We start from the raw sequence: 18,405 nt of genomic DNA on the forward strand, positions 1-18,405 counted from the left end.
TACGAGGGTCGCCACATCCGACCGGCCGGCGGGTCGCTTTCCGCAATCGGCTCACCCGTATGGGTGAGCGAAGGGTTCAGTGGCCAGGCTCACGGGCATGGCTCCAGCGGGACGCTAGTCTTTAGCGAGAGTAATGAGTTACTCTAAAGAACATGCCGGATCTGGACCTCTCCCACGGTGACGACGCTGCCGCCGTGAACGCCCTCCGCTCCGCCGTGATGCGGCTGAGCCGTCGGCTCAAGCATCAGCGGGTCGACGAGTCGCTGAGCCCGACCGAGATGTCGGTGCTCGGCACCCTCTCCCGCTGCGGCTCGGCCACCCCGGGCGAGCTCGCCCGCAAGGAGCACGTCCAGCCGCCGTCGATGACCCGCATCGTCGCGCTGCTCGAAGCCAAGGGGCTGGTCCGGCTGGAGCCGCACCCCGAGGACCGGCGCCAGAAGGTCGTCACCCAGACCGAACAGGCCGAGGCGATGCTCGAAGAGAGCCGCCGCAAGCGCAACGCGTTCCTGGCCGGCCTGGCCGAGGGCCTCGACGAGGACGAGTGGGCCAAGCTGCGCGCCGCCGCCCCCGTGCTGGAGAAGCTCGCACATCTGTAAGAAACCGTCGCAAGGAGGCGAACCGTTTTGAGTACGGGACCCGGAGTAGATTCCGCCCCCGCACCGACCACCCACAACTCTCGTAAGTCCTCGATGTTCAGCTCGCTGAGGATCAGGAACTACCGCCTCTTCTTCCTCGGCCAGGTCGTCTCCAACACCGGTACCTGGATGCAGCGCATCGCCCAGGACTGGCTCGTCCTCAGCCTCACCGGCTCCTCCGCCGCCGTAGGCATCACGACGGCCCTGCAGTTCCTGCCGATGCTCCTCTTCGGCCTCTACGGCGGTGTCCTGGTCGACCGCCTGCCCAAGCGCCCCACGCTGCTGGTCACCCAGGCGTCGATGGCCGTGACGGGCCTGGCGCTCGCCGCGCTGACCCTTTCCGGACAGGTCCAGGTCTGGCACGTGTACCTCGCCGCGTTCGCCGTCGGCCTCGCGACCGTGGTGGACAACCCGGCCCGCCAGTCCTTCGTCTCCGAGATGGTCGGCCCCGAGCAACTGCAGAACGCGGTCAGCCTGAACTCGGCGAACTTCCAGTCCGCCCGGCTGATCGGCCCGGCCGTCGCCGGCCTGATGATCACCGGCGTGGGCACCGGCTGGGCGTTCCTCGCCAACGGCCTGTCCTTCGCCGCCCCCATCACCGGCCTGCTGCTGATGCGCGCCCGCGAGCTGCATGTCGTCGAGCGCACCCCGCGCGGCAAGGGCCAGCTCCGCGAAGGTCTCCAGTACGTGGCCGGCCGCCCGGAGCTGATCTGGCCGATCGTGCTGGTCGGCTTCATCGGCACCTTCGGCTTCAACTTCCCGGTCTGGCTGACGGCCTACGCCCAGCACATCTTCCACGCCGGCGCCGGTGCCTACAGCCTCTTCAACACCCTGATGGCCGTCGGCTCGCTGGTCGGCGCCCTGCTGGCCGCCCGGCGCGGCACGGCCCGGCTGCGCGTCCTGATCGCCGCCGCGGTGGCCTTCGGCGCGCTGGAGATCGTGGCCGCGCTGGCACCGTCGTACTGGCTGTTCGCGCTGCTCATGGTCCCGATCGGGATCTTCGGCCTCACGGTGAACGTCACGGCGAACACCGCCGTCCAGATGGCCACCGACCCGGCCATGCGCGGCCGGGTGATGGCCCTGTTCATGATGGTCTTCATGGGTGGTACGCCGCTGGGCGCGCCGGTCGTCGGCTGGATCACCGACACCTACGGCGCCCGGGTCGGCTTCGCCCTCGGCGGCATCGTCTCGGCCGCCGCGGCCGGTGCGATCGGTCTGATCCTGGTCCGCATCGGCGGGCTGCGTCTGACGGTGGGCTGGCATCGGGGCCACCCTCAGGTCCGCTTCGTCCCGAGAGAGCGGGAGGAACTGGCGACGGCGGCGTAGGCCTGTGGCGTAAGGCCCCTTGGCGTAGGGCCGTACGGATGCGTGTCTGCGTGTCGATCGCGGGTGCGATTGTCCCATATGAGATGACTTCTGACGATATGTCCTCTCGGAAATCGTATGGGACAGGAGCATCCACATGGCATCACAGACATCGACCCCCAGACCCCGCTCCCGCGTACGGCTGCTGACGGCGGTCGCGCTGACCCTGGGCACGGTCGGCGCGCTCGCCGCCGCCGGGCCGTCCGGGGCCGTGGGCGGGCCGCCGGTCGGCGACCACGGCTTCCGGGAGCGCGACCTCGTCTCCGACCTCGCGAACCGAGCGGAGCTGCAGGACAAGAACCTGCAGAACCCCTGGGGGCTGGTGCGCACGACGGACGGTTCGATCAGGGTCTCCAACAACGCGACCAATACGTCCACGGTGTACTCGGGCGCCCGGGACGACCGGCCGGTCGTCGTCGGCTCGCCCGTCGTGCAGCTCCCCGACAACGCCGACCCGACCGGGGTCGTACGCAACGACACCGACGACTTCCGCTTCAGCTCCACCTCCACCGGAAAGACCCACCCCGCGCGGTTCATCTGGGCCGGGGAGAACGGCGGCCTCTTCGCCTTCAACCCCCGGGTCCTCCCGACGCAGGCCGTCCAGGTCGCCCAGGAGGACGACGCGGTCTTCAAGGGCCTGACCCTCGTGGACAGCGAGAAGAGGGAGACGAAGCAGCACGGGCACCGGCAGCCGCGCATCCTCGTCGCGAACTTCCGTGACGCCCGCATCGACGTCTTCGGCACCGACTTCAAGCTGATCCCGCAGCCCGCAGGGGCGTTCCAGGACCCGAACATCCCGGGGGGCTTCGCGCCGTTCGACGTCAAGAACATCGGTGACAGGATCTTCGTCACCTACGCCAAGCAGGACGAGAAGAAGCACGACGACGTCGCCGGACCGGGCAACGGCTTCATCAACGTGTTCAGCACCAAGGGCAAGCTGCTCCAGCGCTTCGCCAGCGGGGGCATGAAGTCGCCGCTCAACTCGCCCTGGGGCCTGGAGGTGGCGCCCAAGAAGTTCGGGAAGTTCGGCGGCGACCTCCTCGTCGGCAACTTCGGCGACGGCCTCATCCACGCGTTCGACCTGCGGACCGGCCGCTTCGAGGGCACCCTGGACAACCCCGCCGGGCAGCCGATCGTGATCAACGGCCTGTGGGGACTGCAACGGGGCACCGCCAAGTCCGGCGGCGAGGACAGCGTCTGGTTCGCCGCGGGCATCAACGACGAGCAGGACGGGCTGCTCGGCACCCTGCGCGCCGAGCGCTGATCCGCCGGCCTTTCCCGCACCCGGGAGTGCTCGCCCGGCGGTCACACCCGCCGGGCGAGCACCTGCCCCGGCCAGTCGCCGTTCGTGCCGGAGGTGTAGGTCTCGGTCGGCGTGAAGCCGTTGGCCCGGTAATAGGCCACGAGCTTGCCGTCGCCGCCCGCGTAGCAGTCCACGCGCAGCAGCCCGACCCCGGCCCGCCGGGTCTCCTCGGCCGCGTGCGTGAGCAGCGCGGCACCGGCACCCCGCCCCTTGAAACGGCGGTCGGAGGCGAGCCAGTGGATGTACCGCTCGGGCTCACCGGGCGGCGGAAGGTGGGACAGATAGTCGCCGGGCGCGTCACTGAGCGTGAGCGTGGCGGCCGGTACGCCGTCGACCTCGGCGATGTACGTACGGCCCTTGCCCATGTACCCGGCGACCGAGTCCGCGACCCTCGGGTTCTCCGACATCGGCTCGCTTCCCCACTGGCCGCTGCGGCCCTGCGCGACCAGCCACTCCACACAGCTGTCGAGCATGCCGAGTATCACGGGAAGATCGTCGGGTCCGCCGTCACGAATGATGATCGTCATGAACGCCATCATGCCCACCGGGTCTGCGAAGGTGAAGACATGAGACTCTTCGCCGCGGTGCTCCCTCCGGACCACGTCGTCCATGAACTCGCCGCCGAGATCGCCAAGTTGAAGAGGCTGCCCGGTTCGGAGGGGCTGCGCTGGACCAACCGGCCGGGCTGGCACTTCACCCTCGCTTTCTACGGCGAGGTCGCCGACGACCTCGTACCCGACCTGTCGGACCGCCTGTCCCGGGTGGCCCGCCGCACGGACCCCTTCGACCTGGCCCTCTCCGGCGGCGGCCAGTTCGGGCACGGCAAGGCCTTGTGGACGGGCGCCTACGGCGGGGTGGAGGCGATGCGGCTGCTGGCCGAGCGGGCGGAGGCGGCGGCACGCAAGGCGGGGCTGCCGATGGGGGAGCACCGGCGGTACAAGGCGCACCTGACCGTGGCGCGGAGCCGGGACTCGGTGGACGTACGGCCCTTCGTCGATCTGCTCCGGGGTTTCACCAGCACGACCTGGACGGTGAGCGAGCTGGCGCTGGTGCGCAGCAACCTGCCACGGTCCGGGGTGCCGGGCGAGCAGCCGCGCTATGAGGTGGTCGCCCGCTGGGCACTGGGCGCCGGCCGCTAGGCTCGATGGCGTGGACCCGAAAACCCGGAACCGGATCATGGCCGGTGTGCTTGTGCTGATGTTTGTGGTGGTGGCTGTTTCGGCGGCTGTCAGGTAGGAGCGGCGGGGAACTGCGGCCGGTTCTTCGGCTGCGGGCCGTCGGTGGCCGGTCGCGCAGTTCCCCGCGCCCCTTGGGGCGCTGCCCCTCACGGGGCTGCCAGGAGAATCCGTCCTACCAGGCGAAGGCCTCCGGCGACGGCCCCGGGCCGGGGAACACCTCGTCCAGGCCCGCCAGCAGCTCCTCGCTCAGCTTCAGCTCGACGGCACGCAGCGCCGACTCCAGCTGCTCAGCGGTACGCGGGCCGACGATCGGGCCGGTCACGCCGGGGCGGGTGAGCAGCCAGGCCAGGGCCACCTCGCCGGGCTCCAGGCCGTGCTTGTCGACCAGGTCCTCGTACGCCTGGACCCGGGCGCGGGCGGCGGGGTCGTTCAGGGTCTCGGCGGCGCGTCCGGAGGCACGGCGGCCGCCCTGGACCTCCTTCTTGATGATCCCGCCCAGCAGACCCCCGTGCAGCGGGGACCAGGGGATGACCCCGAGGCCGTACTCCTGCGCGGCCGGGATGACCTCCATCTCGGCGCGGCGCTCGAAGAGGTTGTACAGGCACTGCTCGCTGACCAGCCCGATGGTGCCGCCCCGGCGCGCGGCGGCCTCGTTGGCCTGGGCGATCTTGTAGCCGGGGAAGTTGGAGGAGCCGACGTAGAGGATCTTGCCCTGCTGGACCAGGGCGTCGATCGCCTGCCAGATCTCCTCGAACGGGGTGTCCCGGTCGATGTGATGGAACTGGTAGAGATCGATGTGGTCGGTCTGCAGCCGCTTCAGGCTGGCGTCCACGGCCCGCCGGATGTTCAGCGCGGAGAGCTTGTCGTGGTTGGGCCAGGCCGGCTGCCCGTCGGGCGCCATGTTGGCGTAGACCTTGGTGGCGAGGACGACCTTGTCGCGCCGCCCGCCGCCCTGGGCGAACCAGTTGCCGATGATGCTCTCGGTGCGCCCCTTGTTCTCACCCCAGCCGTACACGTTGGCGGTGTCGAAGAAGTTGATGCCCGCGTCCAGCGCCGCGTCCATGATCGCGTGGCTGTCGGCCTCCTCGGTCTGCGGACCGAAGTTCATGGTCCCGAGCACGAGCCGGCTGACCTTGAGTCCCGTACGTCCTAGCTGCGTGTACTCCATGGTTCCCTAGCCAACGGCTTGAAGTGCGCTCGAAGCAAGCGCCTTTGGGGCGTGGCATAGGGTTTCGCCGAGTCGATTGTCCCCAGGGAGCCCCCGTGTCCGCTCGTGCCGCCCGGCTTCGTGCCACCGTCCCCGCGCTGCTGCCCCTGTCGGAGGCCGGCTTGCCGGAGCTGCTCGGGCGACCGGGCCGGCGGCTGCTCGCCCAGCGCACCGACGACGCGCTCGTGGTCCAGCCCCTGGACGACGCCTTCGCACCGGCGGGGGAGCGGGTGCGGCTGCCCGCGCCCTGGCCGAGACGGCGCGGGACGTGGGCGGTGGCACCGGACGCGAGCCTGGCCGTGTTCGCCGGGGTGCACGCCCTCCGCGCGGTGGAGCCGTCGGGCGCGGTCCGCTGGGAGATCCGGCACGGCTGCTGGTACGGCGCCTGCCGGGAGATGCACGCGTCGTACGAGGAGTACGGCGACAGCGAGGACCACCGTTACCCGGAGGGCGGTTCGGCCGGGTTCTCGGTGGACGGCAAGCTGGTCTGGGCGCATGTGCGCGGGCCGTTGTCCACGGGGGAGTTGAGCCCGGACACGATCGACGAGTGGCTGCTGCTGGACGCCGGGGACGGGCGGGTGCTCGCGCGGGCCGACGCCCAGGCGGCGGCAGCCGGCAGCTTCCACCTTGCGCACCCGACCGACCCGTGGCAGATGGGGCTGAGCATCGGGGAGGGGCAGGACGGGGCGCCGTTGCGCTGGGGCCGCTGGGACGGGGAGAGGCTCGCCGTCGAGTACGTCGAGGGTGACCTGGCCCTGATGAGCGTCAGTCCCTCGGGGGAGCGGCTGATGACCGTGACCCACGACCAGGACGCCCTGGCCGTCCGCGACCCGAGCGGTGCCGTGGTGGAGGGCCTGGAGTGGGACGCCGAGTCGTCTCTCCCCCGGCATCCGGACGCCGAACCCGACAACGACGAGGCGCTTCCCTACTGGGACTGGGCGGGCGGCTTCCTGGACGAGACGACGTTGATCGGATCGACCGTGGAGGGTGATGAGGAGTGGGGGGAGGGGCGGCACTGGATCGTCGAGACGGAGGGTGCGCGTACGCCGGTGCAGATCAGCTATCCAGCTCCGGTCGGTTCCCGTCCGCCGGTCGCTTTGGAGGGCGGGGGGTGGGTGACGGCGGCGGAGTCGGGGGATGCGCTGTACGTGTGGGAGCTGGGCTAGTCGCGGGGGAAGTCGTCGGTTTTGAGGACGAGGTCGACGACGGTTCCGGTGAGGTCGATGTCGGTGCCGAAGTCGAATGTATCCCTTTTCTCGTAGTCGCCGTCCTGGGGGTCGGTGTAGACGTAGCACCGCCCCACATAGGGGTCGGCGACGATGTAGACGGGGACCTCGGCCTCGGCGTAGGCGATCTTCTTCGGGCCGTAGTCGTTGGGGCCCATGCCCTTGGAGATGACCTCGGCGACGAATTCGACGTCTTGGTAGCGCCAGCGGCCTTTCTCCTTCTTCGCCGAGTCCTTCAGCTTGGCGACATCCGGGCAGAAGGCGTTCTCATGGCCGGGGAAGTCGATGCGGACGTCCGAGAACACCTTCACGCGCATCCCGAACCTGTCCTCGATGGCCCGAACAATCCAGCGGATAATCTCCCAATGCGTGTCCCGCTGCGGCGTCATATGGACGTTGCCCCCGACGATCTCGACCCTGAATCCTTCGGGGACGGGCATACGCTCAAGCCGCTCGAACCACTCGTCCAAGCGCTTGGTGTTGGCGTCGGCGTCGGCCATCTCGATCCTGTCTTCAAGGACGGTCATCGTGGCGCTCCTCCCCGGCCGCCCCACGGACGGGTGCAGCCGCGCGGTTCAACGATACGCACAGTGACCGGGATACGCCGTAAATCGGTCAATCCGTTCCAGCCACGTACGCCTGTCCGACCCCCCACGCCTCCCACATCGCCCCCGCGAACGCCCCCGCGATCCGGTGTTCCCCGCTCGCGTTGGGATGTGTGCCGTCATAAGTGTCGACGTGGATGTCGTACCCCTCCGGAGTCGAGGCCAGCAGCAGCGGCGACCGGGGTTCGTCCAGGTCGGCGACCGTCTTGCCGAGCAGGACGTTGAAGAGGTCCACCTGGGCGGCGAAGTCGGTGTCCTGCTCGGCCCGTATGTTCGGTATCACCGGCAGCAGGACCATGCGGATGCGCGGGTCGGCCTCCCTGGCCCCCGCGATGAAGGCACGCACGTTCTCCGCCGTCTGCTCGGCGTTCGTGTAGAAGCCGAGGTCGATCAGGCCGAGGGAGACCAGCAGCACGTCCGCGCGGTGGGCGCGCACCGCCTCCCCGATCAGCGGAGCCATGTGCAGCCAGCCCTCGCCCCAGCCCGCCAGGTGCCGGCGGGGGAACTCGGGTTCGGCGTAGGCGTACGACACCGGGGCCTCGGCCGTCTTGTCGTACAGCTCCTCGCGCGGACCGACGAACGTGAACGGGCCGCCGTACGTCTCGCACAGGTGCCGCCACAGCCGGTGACGCCACGTGTGCTCGCCCGCGCTCCCGATCGTCATGGAGTCACCTACGGGCATGAATCTGAGCATCCGCTCATGATGGACGATCACGCATGCCCATGGAGTGTGAGGCCCACCACGTCCGCCGAACGCCCGGAGGGAATGGCAGGCTTGGGGTCATGCGTCGATCGTTCGCCGTCCTCGCCGGGGTCCTGCTCGTGGGCGCGTCGGCCGTGCCCGCTTCCGCCGCCGACGGCACGGCCCGCGCCGGCGACCAGGGTTTCACCCTCAAGGACCCTCGCATCGCCGAGTCCAGCGGCCTCGCCGCCTCCCACCTGCACCCCGGCATCTACTGGACGCACAACGACAGCGGCGACGGCCCGTACATCTACGGCGTCGACAGCAGGACCGGAAAGACGGTCGCCCGCGTCACCCTGCGCGGCATCGGCGCCCCGCGCGACGACGAGGCCATCTCCATCGGGCCGGACAACCAGATCTACCTCGGCGACATCGGCGACAACTTCGGCGGCAAGTGGCCGTACGTCTGGATCTACCGGCTGCCCGAGCCGAAGGTGCTGAAGGACGAGACGGTCACCGCCACGCAGTACGTCGTGAAGTACGAGAACGGGCCCCGGGACGCCGAGTCGCTGGTCGTCCACCCGAAGACCGGGCGCGTCTACATCATCGACAAGAAGGAGGACGGCGGGCACCTGTACGAGGGCCCGGCCACCCTCTCCACCTCCGGCGCGAACATCTTCAGGCCCATCGCCGCCGTCGACCTGTGGGCCACGGACGCCGCCTTCTCGCCGGACGGACGGCAGCTGGCCGTGCGTGGCTACTTCGGCGGCATCTCCTACGCCTGGAACGGCGGCCGGATCAAGCGCGAGGGCCAGCTCGACGTGCCGTTGCAGAGGCAGGGCGAGGGCGTCAGCTATTCCCTCGACGGGACCAAGCTGCTGTACAGCTCCGAGGGCGCCGACAGCGAGGTCGTGGCAGAGGACGCTCCCGGCCGACCCTCGTCCGACTCCCCTGCGGGGAAGGGGAGTTCCGGGCCGGACGGCGGTGGCGGTTCGGGCGGCGGGAGCTACAAGGTCGGTGCCGTGATCGTCGCTGCCGGGGCGGCCGCCCTCTTCGGCCTGCGGCGGCTGCGGCGCCGGAGCTGAACCGTCACTGGTCCGGCCGGTCGAATCGATCCGTGGGCTCCGCCCACTTCCCGGGAGGCTGCTCCTGCACGGGTCGTACCTCGTAGTGCAAGGTCTCCGCGCGCATCACCTTGTGCGTGAGGGGCACCAGCACCCCGTGCATGAACGGGTACTTGTGCCGCAGCAGTTGCGCCGCGTGCCGGTCCTCCGGACTGCCGTGCTCCAGCAGCCGGGCCCGTGCATGGATCTCCGGCCCGGTGGGGGCGCCGCGCAGGGTGGAGGGGGCCAGCTCCACCTCGGCGTTGCTGCGCAGGCGTTTGACCTTCGAGGTGGTGCCCGGGGTGCGGAAGTAGGCGTGGTCCCCCTCGACGGCGATGTTCACAGGGGTGCCGACGCCGGTGCCGTCCCGCTTGTGGGTCGTGAGCAGGGCGGCGTACTGCTTGACGAAGGGGGCGAGCGCGGGGCTCGGGCGTGGACTGGCCATGTCTCCATGGAGACACCGGTCGGCTCCTTCCTCAAGTCCAGAACGCGCACCGACGCAGCTCTTGACGTGGGCATGATCTATCTGTTTGCTGGGGATACGCGGTGCGTGGGAGCGCTCCCACTCGCCCTGGGCCGCGCCTCCCGAGAGGAAAGGCACATGTTCCACAGCTTGCGAAGAGCGCTGTGTGCTGCCGCCGCCGCGCTCCTCCTTCCCCTGGCCGGTGCCCATACGGCGCACGCGGCCACCACTCCCGCAGCCGCAGCCACTCCCGCAGCCGCACCTGGCGCCGGCTACTGGCACACCAGCGGACGGCAGATTCTGGACGCGGCCGGGCAGCCGGTGCGGATCGCCGGGGTCAACTGGTTCGGCTTCGAGACCAGCAACCAGGTGGTCCACGGCCTGTGGTCCCGGGACTACCGCAGCATGATCGACCAGATGAGATCGCTGGGCTACAACACCATCCGGCTGCCCTACAGCGACGACATCCTCAAGCCCGGCGCGGTCCCCAACAGCATCGACTTCTCGGGAGGCAAGAACGCCGACCTCCAGGGCCTGACGTCCCTCCAGGTCCTGGACAAGATCGTGGCGTACGCGGGCCAGGACGGCCTGAAGGTGATCCTGGACCGCCACCGCCCGGACGCGGGCGGCCAGTCGGCGCTCTGGTACACGTCCTCGGTCCCCGAGTCGACGTGGATGACCGACCTCAAAGCGTTGGCCACCCGTTACCTGGGCCAGGACACGGTGATCGGTATCGACCTGCACAACGAGCCGCACGATCCGGCCTGCTGGGGCTGCGGGGACACGTCGGTCGACTGGCGCCTCGCCGCCGAGCGCGCCGGAAACGCCGTCCTGTCGGTCAACCCGAACCTGCTGATCTTCGTCGAGGGCGTGCAGTCGTACAACGGCGTGTCGGGCTGGTGGGGTGGCAACCTGATGGGGGTGGCGCAGTACCCGGTACGACTCGACGTCCCCGGCCGCCTCGTCTACTCGGCCCACGACTACGCCACCAGCGTGGCCCAGCAGAGCTGGTTCAGCGATCCGTCCTTCCCGGCCAACATGCCGGGCATCTGGGACACGTACTGGGGCTACATCTTCAAGCAGAACATCGCGCCGGTGTGGCTGGGCGAGTTCGGTACGACACTGCAGCCGACAGTGGACCAGAAGTGGCTGTCGGCACTGGTGAGTTACCTCCGCCCGACCTCGACGTACGGTGCCGACAGCTTCCAGTGGACCTTCTGGTCCTGGAACCCCGACTCCGGTGACACGGGCGGCATCCTGAAGGACGACTGGGTGACGGTGGACACGGTGAAGGACGGGTATCTGACGAGCATCAAGGCACCGTTGTTCCCGGGAAGCGGGAGTGGCGGGAGCGGCGGTGGCGGCGGCGGGGGTACGGCGGCTTCCTGCTCGGCCTCGTACGCGGTGAGCAGCGACTGGGGAAGCGGCTTCAACGCCGACGTGACGGTGACGAACACCGGTTCCACGGCGCTGACGTCCTGGAAGGTGACGTGGACGTGGAGCGGGGCTCAGAAGGTCACCAACATGTGGAACGCGTCGTACACGCAGAGCGGGGCCACGGTCACGGCGGTGAACGCGGCGCAGAACGGCACGGTGCCGGCGGGCAGTTCGGTGAGCTTCGGCTTCGGGGGCGCGCCGGGTGGCGGGGGCGTACCGCGTGTGAGCTGTACGGCGCAGTGACGGTCTGAGCGCGCGTCCGCGGGGGTGGGGCCGGTGACGGGCGGGACCGCGTGCGCGTGCGACGGCCGCGGTCCCGCCCGCAGGGCCCGGAACTCCGGGCCCTGCTCCGTCACTTCACGCACCCCGGCGCCGGGAAGGCCGTCGTGCTCGCGGGGTGGCCGCCGCCCTCCATGTTGGTGAGGAGCTTGGGGGCGGGCCCGTAGGGGTTCACGATGCGGGCGAGGAAGCCGGCGCTCTTCGGCAGTGAGGGGTGCGCGCGGTTGACGACACCGGCGAAGCGCGTGCCGTCGCCCGCGTCCTTGAAGAACGCCTCCGGTCCCTTGGGGCCGTTGCTCAGCACGGCGACGGTGCCGGCGCCGATGAACTGCTCCTGGATGAGGGTGCAGCCCCGTGCGTCAGGGGTGCCGACCCTGGGGAGCGGGAAGGTGTGCGTGCCGCCCTTGGCGGAGGTCACCTTGAGCGCGGGAGCGGAGCCGCCGGCCCCCACCAGGCGCAGGGTGAGGCCGCGTTCCTGGTCCGTGCCGTGGCCGCGGTCGAGCTTGGTCAGGACGCGCTCCATGTAGGCGTCGCCCTGCCGCCAGTGCGGCTGCACCGCGCGGATCCACGCCTCGGGGCCGCCGGCACGGGGGTCGTTGCGCAGGACGGCGACCATGTCCTGGCCGATAGCGACGGCCTTGCCCGCGTAGCGTGCGGACGGGCCGGCGGCGGCATGGGAGGTGGTGGCGGCCGAGGCGGTCGCCACCGGCAGCAGGGCGGTGGCGCCGACGGCGCTCAGGAGCACCGAGGCGGTCAGCAGAGAACGGCGGCGGCGTGCGAACACGGATGACATGGAGGAGCTCCTCGAAGCGACGACCGGAGACACCGGAAGGAAAGGGTCTGCATGCCGCTCGTCACCGGTCCGGCGCTTCGGCGTCACTGTTCGGTGGCGAGGCGCGTCGTGGCCGGTGAGACGGGGGGTGGCGACGGAACGACGATATGCGATCGAATGGCCCATTCCAGTGCCAGAATTGTCACCGAAAATCGACAGGAACCGGAATCTTGATCTCCATGGGCCGTGTCCGCTGCACGGTCCGTCGTCGTGCACCAGGGCTACGACCCGCACCACGACCCGGCCTACGTCACCGTCTGCGACCCGCTGCCCGCCGACGGGCGCACCTACGAGTACCGGGCGCGTACGTACGACGTGGCCGGGAACTACTCGCCGTACAGCGCGGTCCGGGCCATGCCGGTGCCGGTGCCGGTGCCGGTGCCGGTGCTACGCAAAGGGCGCCCGGCGATTGCTCGCCGGGCGCCCTTCACCGTCGTACTCGCCGAGAGGCTAGAGCTTCTCGATCACGAAGTCGACGCACTTCGTCAGCGCCTCGACGTCCGCCGGGTCGATCGCCGGGAACATCGCGATGCGCAGCTGGTTGCGGCCGAGCTTGCGGTACGGCTCGGTGTCCACGATGCCGTTGGCGCGCAGCACCTTGGCGACAGCGGCCGCGTCGATCTCGTCGGAGAAGTCGATCGTGCCGATGACCTGCGAGCGCTTGGCCGGGTCGGTGACGAACGGGGTGGCGTACTTGGACTCCTCCGCCCAGGTGTAGAGGCGGGTCGAGGAGTCCTTCGTGCGGGCCGTGGAGAAGGCGAGGCCGCCCTGGCCGTTGAGCCACTCCAGCTGCTCGTTCAGGAGGAAGAGCGTGGCGAGGGCCGGGGTGTTGTACGTCTGGTTCTTGCGGGAGTTGTCGATCGCCGTGGGGAGCGAGAAGAACTCCGGGATGTGGCGGCCGGACGCGTGGACGCGCTCCGCGCGCTCGATCGCGGCCGGGGAGAAGATACCGATCCACAGGCCGCCGTCGGAGGCGAAGGACTTCTGCGGGGCGAAGTAGTAGACGTCCGTCTCCGACACGTCGACCGGGAGGCCGCCGGCGCCGGACGTGGCGTCCACGAGGACCAGCGCGCCCTCGTCGGCCCCTTCGACCCGCTTGATCGGCATGGCGACGCCGGTCGAGGTCTCGTTGTGGGTGAAGGCGTAGACGTCGACGCCCGCCTCGGCCTGCGCCTCTGGGTGGGTGCCGGGGTCGGTGGCGATGACGGTGGGCTCGGCCAGCCAGGGGGCGAGCTTGGCCGCCTTGGCGAACTTGGAGGAGAACTCGCCGAAGCTGAGGTGCTGGGACTTGTTCTCGATCAGACCGTGGGTGGCGATGTCCCAGAAGGCGGTGGAGCCGCCGTTGCCGAGGACCACCTCGTAGCCCTCGGGCAGGGAGAACAGCTCGGAGATGCCCTCGCGGACCTTGCCGACAAGGTTCTTGACGGGCGCCTGGCGGTGGGAGGTGCCCAGCAGGGACGTACCGGTGGCGGCGAGGGCGTCCAGCGCCTCGGTGCGCACCTTGGAGGGGCCCGCGCCGAAACGTCCGTCGGCGGGCTTGATGTCTGCGGGAATCTGGATGTCGGCCACGAGTCGGAGGGTATCGGTGGGCGAAACCGGGCGGAAACCATGTCCGTCCGATGAGACGAGATCTCCGGGTAGTGGACCTGTGAACTCGTACGACTGTTTGTACGACGATATGGGCGGGACTGTGGAAAACTCGCGGTGACTGTGCGTGAGCGGATGCATCCTGGACGCATGACGGATCTCAGGGGTCGTGCGAGTCGTGCGGGTCGTGCAACGGATCTTTCCGGTCTCGAAGCGGAGCTGCGCAGAGCCGTCCGGGGCGAGGTCGGTTTCGATGTCACCTCCCGGGCGCTGGTCACCATGGACGCGTCCAATTACCGGCGTGTCCCGCTCGGCGTCGTGGCCCCGTCAGACGCCGACGACGTGGCCGCCGTGCTGGAGGTGTGCCGGGCGCGCGGGGTTCCGGTGGTGGCGCGCGGCGGGGGTACGTCGATCGCCGGGCAGGCGACGGGCACGGGTGTGGTACTGGACTTCACCCGGCACATGAACGGCCTGATCTCCATCGACCCCGCCACCCGTACGGCCGTGGTCCAGCCGGGCCTCGTCCTCGACCGGCTCCAGGAGGCTGCCGCCCCGCACGGGCTGCGGTTCGGCCCCGATCCCTCCACGCACAGCAGATGCACGCTCGGCGGGATGATCGGCAACAACTCGTGCGGCTCCCACTCGGTCGCCTGGGGGACCACCGCGGACAGTGTGCGGGAGCTGTCCGTCCTCACCGCGCGCGGGCGGCGGCTGCGGCTGGGGCAGGACTGGGCCGGGGCGCCCGAGGGCCTGCGGGAGCTGGCGGAGGGCGAGCTGGCCCGGCTGCGCACCGGTTTCCCGGAGCTGCCCCGCCGGATCTCGGGGTACGCGCTGGACGCGCTGCTGCCCGAGAAGGGCGCCGACGTGGCCCGCTCCTTCTGCGGCTCGGAGGGCACGCTCGGCATCCTGACCGAGGCGGTCGTACGGCTGGTGGAGGCACCCCGCGCGCGTGCGCTGGCCGTGCTGGGGTATGGCGACGAGAGCGCGGCCGCCGAGGCCGCCGCCGGACTTCTGCCCCTCGGCCCGCTGACCGTGGAGGGCATGGCGGCCGACCTGGTGCGCTCACCCGCCGGGCTGCCGAAGGGGGGTGCCTGGCTGTTCGTGGAGACCGGCGGGGAGTCGGCGGGGGAGGCACGCGCGCGTGCGGAGGAGATCGTCCGCGCGGCCGACGTGGTGGACGCGATCGTGGTGACCGACCCCGCCGCCCAGCGGACGCTGTGGCGGATCCGCGAGGACGCGAGCGGTACGGCCACCCGGATGCCCGACGGCTCCGAGGCCTGGCCCGGCTGGGAGGACTGCGCGGTGCCACCCGCCCGGCTCGGCGCCTATCTGCGCGACTTCCGCGCCCTGCTGTCCGCGCACGGGCTGCGCGGCACGCCGTACGGCCACTTCGGCGACGGCTGCATCCACGTCCGCATCGACTTCGACCTGCTCACCGAGGCCGGCGTCGGCCGCTTCCGTCGCTTCTCCGAGGAACTGGCCGACCTTGTGGTGGCACACGGCGGCTCACTGTCCGGGGAGCACGGGGACGGGCAGGCCCGCGCCGAGCTGCTGCCGCGCATGTACGGCGCCGAGACGGTCCGGCTCTTCGAGCGGGCCAAGGCCCTCTGGGATCCCGACGACCTGCTCAACCCCGGCATGCTGGTCCGCCCGGCCCCGCTGGACACCAACCTCCGCTTCTCCGCGCTCCCGGCGAACCCCGTGGACGTGGTTTTCGGCTACCCGGCCGACGGCGGCGACTTCCGCGCGGCCGTCCGCCGCTGCGTCGGCGTGGCGAAATGCCGTACGACGACGGTGACCGGCCCGGCCGTCATGTGCCCGTCCTTCCGGGCGACCGGCGAGGAGGAGCACTCCACGCGCGGCCGGGCCCGGCTGCTGCACGAGATGCTGGCGGGCGAACTGGTCACCGACGGCTGGCGCTCCACGGAGGTCCGTGACGCCCTCGACCTGTGCCTGTCCTGCAAGGGCTGCCGCTCGGACTGCCCGGTCGGCGTCGACATGGCCACCTACAAGGCGGAGTTCCTGCACCACCACTACGCCGGCCGCCGCCGCCCCGCCGCACACCACACCATGGGCCGCCTGCCCGAGTGGCTGAGCTGCACCGCCCGCACCCACACGGCCCCGCTCCTCAACGCACTCGCCTCCCTGCGACCGCTCGCCGCCCTCGGCAAACGCCTCGCCGGGATCGCGCCGGAACGGGAGATCCCCCGGCTGGCGACACGAACGTTCACGGCGTGGTGGCGCGGACGGGAACCCGTCGAGGCAACCGGACAGGAACCCGCCGGGGCAACCGGACGGGGACCTGCCGTGGCGCCCGGATGGGGACCTGCCGGGGCAACCGGATGGGGACCTGCCGGGGCAACCGGACGGGGACCTGCCGAGGCGCCCGGACGGGAACCCGCCGGGGCAACCGGATGGGGACCTGCCGGGGCGCCCGGATGGGGACCTGCCGGGGCAACCGGATGGGGACCTGCCGAGGCGCCCGGACGGGTACCTGCCGAGGCGCCCGGACGGGAACCCGCCCAGGCAACCGGGGACCTGGTCGTGCTGTGGCCGGACACCTTCACCGAGCATCTCTCCCCGTCCGTCGGCCAGGCGGCAGTCCGGGTGCTGGAGGCCGCCGGACTGCGTGTGACCCTGCCGCCGACGCTGCTGCCGCGCGGCGGAGCGCTCGGCACCGGGCGGCCGAGGCCCGCCACCGCACTCCTCACCGCCCGCCGGGCCCGGGTCTGCTGCGGCCTGACCTACGTCTCCACCGGCCAACTGGACCGCGCCCGCGCGGTGTTGCGCCGCACGCTGGACCTGATGGAGCCGGTGCTGCGGGCGCGGGTCCCGGTCGTCGTCCTGGAACCGAGCTGCGCGGCGGCCCTGCGCAGCGACCTGCCCGAGCTGCTGCCCGACGACCCCCGCGCGGCCGAACTGTCCGCGGCCGTCCTCACCTTCGCCGAGACCCTGGAGCGGCACGCCCCGCACTGGACCCCGCCCGCCGTCAACCGCCCGGTCGCCGGCCAGACCCACTGCCACCAGCACGCGGTGCTCGGCGACACCCCCGACCGCCGCCTGCGCGAGGCCGCGGGCCTCACCGGCGAACTGAGCGGCGGCTGCTGCGGCCTCGCGGGCAACTTCGGCTTTGAGAAAGGCCACTTCGAGGTGTCGAAGGCCTGCGCGGAGGACCAGCTCCTGCCCTCGGTCCGGAAAGCGCCCGAGGAGACGCTGATCCTGGCCGACGGCTTCTCCTGCCGCACCCAGCTGGAGCAGCTGGCCGGGGTGCGGGGACGGCATCTGGCGGAGGTGCTGGCGCAGGCGCTGGAGAAGGAAGCCGAGGAATCGAAGTGACCGAGGAATACGGAAGGCTGGCCGTACTGTCCGATATCCACGGCGTACTGCCCGCTCTGGAAGCGGTCCTGGCGGAGCCCGACGTGGCCGCGGCCGACCGGATCGTCCTCACCGGTGACATCGCGGCGGGCCCGCAGCCGGCCGAGGTGCTGGACCTGCTGCGGGAGCAGGGTGAGCGGGTGCTGTGGCTCGGCGGGAACGCGGACCGGGAGCTGGTGGAGTACCGGCGCGGCGAGCGCACGGAGATACCCGACCCCATAGGCCCGTTCGCGGCCGGGGCGCTGCGGGAGGACCAGGTCGACCTCCTCGCCGCCCTGCCGAAGACGCTCACGCTGCGCGTCCGCGGCCTCGGCACGGTCCTGTTCTGCCACGCCACCCCGCGCGACGACGAGGAGCTGGTGCTGGTGGACTCCCGCCCCGGCCGCTGGGCCGAGGTGTTCACCGGCCTCGCCCCCGGTATCGGCACGGTCGTCTGCGGTCACACCCACATGCCCTACGTCCGCCTCGCCCACGGCCGCCTCGTGGTCAACCCGGGCAGCGTCGGCATGCCCTACGGCCGCCCCGGCGCCCACTGGTGCCTCCTCGGCCCCGGCACCGACCTACGGGTGACGCCGTACGACATCCCGGCGGCAGCCGCCCGGCTCACCGCGGAGTGCGCCTACCCGGACATCGCCGAGTGGGCCGACTACTACCTGCACGCCCGGCCGACGGACACGGAGGTGCTGGCCGCATGGGGAGCTGACGCCGGATCATAAGCCCGCTCTCAGGTTCATAAGAGAACTCTCAGGTTCGCACGGGTCTCTCAGGAACCACCAAGGAATCCCAAGGTATTCACAGCGCCCCTTTGCCGACTTTGCTGTTCGGGGTCGTGGGCGGCGTGTAGGTTCTTCGGTGTCGGGAGCCGGACGCGGAATTCTCGAAACACAGAACTGAGAAACACCAGAACTGCGAAACACTAGGAGTAGGAAATGGGCTTCAACAAGCTTGTCCCGCTGCCCCCCAAGCCCAAGTCGAAGCAGCTCCCCCCGCCGCCGCACCCCAAGCCGAAGCCGCGCCCGAAGCACGCGCCGAAGCCGCTGCCCAAGCCGTTCCCCGGCCGGGACCAGTGATCCGAGGCTGAGCGGAAAGGGGCCGATGGTGCACCGTCGGCCCCTTTTTCTTCCGTTC

At 70.7% G+C, this 18,405-nt stretch carries 17 protein-coding genes; 10 read left to right on the forward strand and 7 right to left on the reverse strand.

Annotation, left to right across the window (positions count from 1 at the left end; genetic code table 11):
- Positions 1-152 precede the first annotated feature (152 nt).
- The 3 genes from O1G22_RS23375 (at position 153) to O1G22_RS23385 (ending at position 3,264) form a co-directional block, all read left to right on the forward strand.
- The gene (locus tag O1G22_RS23375) at positions 153-596 is read left to right on the forward strand and encodes a MarR family winged helix-turn-helix transcriptional regulator (RefSeq protein WP_270083100.1); all 444 of its coding nucleotides are present in this window, start codon (positions 153-155) and stop codon (positions 594-596) included.
- 27 nt (positions 597-623) lie between these two features.
- Entirely contained in the window at positions 624-1,961 is a 1,338-nt protein-coding gene (locus tag O1G22_RS23380; RefSeq protein WP_428986390.1) for an MFS transporter, read from the forward strand.
- Positions 1,962-2,097: 136 nt separating this feature from the next.
- Positions 2,098-3,264, forward strand: a complete 1,167-nt coding sequence (locus O1G22_RS23385; protein ID WP_270083101.1) for a TIGR03118 family protein — start codon at positions 2,098-2,100, stop codon at positions 3,262-3,264.
- 41 nt (positions 3,265-3,305) lie between these two features.
- Here O1G22_RS23385 and O1G22_RS23390 read toward each other — a convergent pair whose 3' ends face one another.
- Entirely contained in the window at positions 3,306-3,830 is a 525-nt protein-coding gene (locus O1G22_RS23390; RefSeq protein ID WP_270083102.1) for a GNAT family N-acetyltransferase, read from the reverse strand.
- A 39-nt stretch (positions 3,831-3,869) separates the two neighbouring features.
- Here O1G22_RS23390 and thpR point away from each other — a divergent pair, with 39 nt between their 5' ends.
- The gene (gene thpR, locus O1G22_RS23395; protein ID WP_270083103.1) at positions 3,870-4,442 is read left to right on the forward strand and encodes an RNA 2',3'-cyclic phosphodiesterase; all 573 of its coding nucleotides are present in this window, start codon (positions 3,870-3,872) and stop codon (positions 4,440-4,442) included.
- 211 nt (positions 4,443-4,653) lie between these two features.
- On the opposite strand, the gene O1G22_RS23400 is transcribed toward thpR, so the two are convergent.
- A complete protein-coding gene (locus O1G22_RS23400; RefSeq protein WP_270083104.1) occupies positions 4,654-5,649 on the reverse strand; it encodes an aldo/keto reductase in 996 nt (331 codons plus the stop codon).
- Between the two features lie 95 nt (positions 5,650-5,744).
- Here O1G22_RS23400 and O1G22_RS23405 point away from each other — a divergent pair, with 95 nt between their 5' ends.
- Positions 5,745-6,854 carry a hypothetical protein gene (locus O1G22_RS23405; RefSeq protein ID WP_270083105.1) on the forward strand — a complete coding sequence of 370 codons (1,110 nt, stop codon included), beginning with the start codon at positions 5,745-5,747 and terminating at the stop codon, positions 6,852-6,854.
- On the opposite strand, the gene O1G22_RS23410 is transcribed toward O1G22_RS23405, so the two are convergent.
- Entirely contained in the window at positions 6,851-7,441 is a 591-nt protein-coding gene (locus O1G22_RS23410) for a Uma2 family endonuclease (RefSeq protein ID WP_270083106.1), read from the reverse strand. The two genes, O1G22_RS23405 and O1G22_RS23410, sit on opposite strands and share 4 nt — an antisense overlap.
- A gap of 88 nt (positions 7,442-7,529) precedes the next feature.
- A complete protein-coding gene (locus tag O1G22_RS23415) occupies positions 7,530-8,213 on the reverse strand; it encodes a GDSL-type esterase/lipase family protein (protein ID WP_270083107.1) in 684 nt (227 codons plus the stop codon).
- Between the two features lie 89 nt (positions 8,214-8,302).
- Between O1G22_RS23415 and O1G22_RS23420 the strand changes: the two genes are divergently transcribed.
- Positions 8,303-9,286 carry a TolB-like translocation protein gene (locus O1G22_RS23420; protein ID WP_270083108.1) on the forward strand — a complete coding sequence of 328 codons (984 nt, stop codon included), beginning with the start codon at positions 8,303-8,305 and terminating at the stop codon, positions 9,284-9,286.
- A gap of 4 nt (positions 9,287-9,290) precedes the next feature.
- Here O1G22_RS23420 and O1G22_RS23425 read toward each other — a convergent pair whose 3' ends face one another.
- Entirely contained in the window at positions 9,291-9,749 is a 459-nt protein-coding gene (locus tag O1G22_RS23425; RefSeq protein ID WP_270083109.1) for a PPOX class F420-dependent oxidoreductase, read from the reverse strand.
- A gap of 156 nt (positions 9,750-9,905) precedes the next feature.
- Here O1G22_RS23425 and O1G22_RS23430 point away from each other — a divergent pair, with 156 nt between their 5' ends.
- Positions 9,906-11,447, forward strand: a complete 1,542-nt coding sequence (locus tag O1G22_RS23430; protein ID WP_270083110.1) for a cellulase family glycosylhydrolase — start codon at positions 9,906-9,908, stop codon at positions 11,445-11,447.
- A gap of 109 nt (positions 11,448-11,556) precedes the next feature.
- Here O1G22_RS23430 and O1G22_RS23435 read toward each other — a convergent pair whose 3' ends face one another.
- Positions 11,557-12,276 carry a hypothetical protein gene (locus O1G22_RS23435; RefSeq protein WP_270083111.1) on the reverse strand — a complete coding sequence of 240 codons (720 nt, stop codon included), beginning with the start codon at positions 12,274-12,276 and terminating at the stop codon, positions 11,557-11,559.
- A 489-nt stretch (positions 12,277-12,765) separates the two neighbouring features.
- Complete coding sequence (serC, locus tag O1G22_RS23440) at positions 12,766-13,884, reverse strand: phosphoserine transaminase (RefSeq protein WP_225097911.1); 1,119 nt, start codon at positions 13,882-13,884, stop codon at positions 12,766-12,768.
- Positions 13,885-14,052: 168 nt separating this feature from the next.
- Here serC and O1G22_RS23445 point away from each other — a divergent pair, with 168 nt between their 5' ends.
- From O1G22_RS23445 to O1G22_RS23455, 3 genes are all read left to right on the forward strand, one after another.
- Positions 14,053-17,238, forward strand: coding sequence for an FAD-binding and (Fe-S)-binding domain-containing protein (locus tag O1G22_RS23445; RefSeq protein ID WP_428986391.1), 3,186 nt, complete (start codon positions 14,053-14,055; stop codon positions 17,236-17,238).
- Entirely contained in the window at positions 17,229-17,993 is a 765-nt protein-coding gene (locus O1G22_RS23450) for a metallophosphoesterase family protein (RefSeq protein WP_270086506.1), read from the forward strand. The genes O1G22_RS23445 and O1G22_RS23450 overlap by 10 nt, the downstream gene beginning before the upstream one ends.
- Positions 17,994-18,206: 213 nt before the next feature.
- Positions 18,207-18,347 carry a hypothetical protein gene (locus O1G22_RS23455; protein WP_270083112.1) on the forward strand — a complete coding sequence of 47 codons (141 nt, stop codon included), beginning with the start codon at positions 18,207-18,209 and terminating at the stop codon, positions 18,345-18,347.
- Positions 18,348-18,405: the final 58 nt, after the last annotated feature.

Origin of the sequence: Streptomyces camelliae (genome assembly GCF_027625935.1) — a bacterium.
Lineage (GTDB): Bacteria > Actinomycetota > Actinomycetes > Streptomycetales > Streptomycetaceae > Streptomyces > Streptomyces camelliae.

Excerpts from the sequence above, each read along its gene's own strand:
- O1G22_RS23375 (WP_270083100.1), top strand. The coding sequence starts at position 153 with ATGCCGGATCTGGACCTCTCCCACGGTGACGACGCTGCCGCCGTGAAC.
- O1G22_RS23385 (WP_270083101.1), top strand. The coding sequence starts at position 2,098 with ATGGCATCACAGACATCGACCCCCAGACCCCGCTCCCGCGTACGGCTG.
- O1G22_RS23390 (WP_270083102.1), bottom strand. The coding sequence starts at position 3,830 with ATGACGATCATCATTCGTGACGGCGGACCCGACGATCTTCCCGTGATA.
- thpR (WP_270083103.1), top strand. The coding sequence starts at position 3,870 with ATGAGACTCTTCGCCGCGGTGCTCCCTCCGGACCACGTCGTCCATGAA.
- O1G22_RS23400 (WP_270083104.1), bottom strand. The coding sequence starts at position 5,649 with ATGGAGTACACGCAGCTAGGACGTACGGGACTCAAGGTCAGCCGGCTC.
- O1G22_RS23410 (WP_270083106.1), bottom strand. The coding sequence starts at position 7,441 with ATGACCGTCCTTGAAGACAGGATCGAGATGGCCGACGCCGACGCCAAC.
- O1G22_RS23415 (WP_270083107.1), bottom strand. The coding sequence starts at position 8,213 with ATGCTCAGATTCATGCCCGTAGGTGACTCCATGACGATCGGGAGCGCG.
- O1G22_RS23420 (WP_270083108.1), top strand. The coding sequence starts at position 8,303 with ATGCGTCGATCGTTCGCCGTCCTCGCCGGGGTCCTGCTCGTGGGCGCG.
- O1G22_RS23425 (WP_270083109.1), bottom strand. The coding sequence starts at position 9,749 with ATGGCCAGTCCACGCCCGAGCCCCGCGCTCGCCCCCTTCGTCAAGCAG.
- O1G22_RS23430 (WP_270083110.1), top strand. The coding sequence starts at position 9,906 with ATGTTCCACAGCTTGCGAAGAGCGCTGTGTGCTGCCGCCGCCGCGCTC.
- O1G22_RS23435 (WP_270083111.1), bottom strand. The coding sequence starts at position 12,276 with ATGTCATCCGTGTTCGCACGCCGCCGCCGTTCTCTGCTGACCGCCTCG.
- O1G22_RS23445 (WP_428986391.1), top strand. The coding sequence starts at position 14,053 with ATGACGGATCTCAGGGGTCGTGCGAGTCGTGCGGGTCGTGCAACGGAT.
- O1G22_RS23455 (WP_270083112.1), top strand. The coding sequence starts at position 18,207 with ATGGGCTTCAACAAGCTTGTCCCGCTGCCCCCCAAGCCCAAGTCGAAG.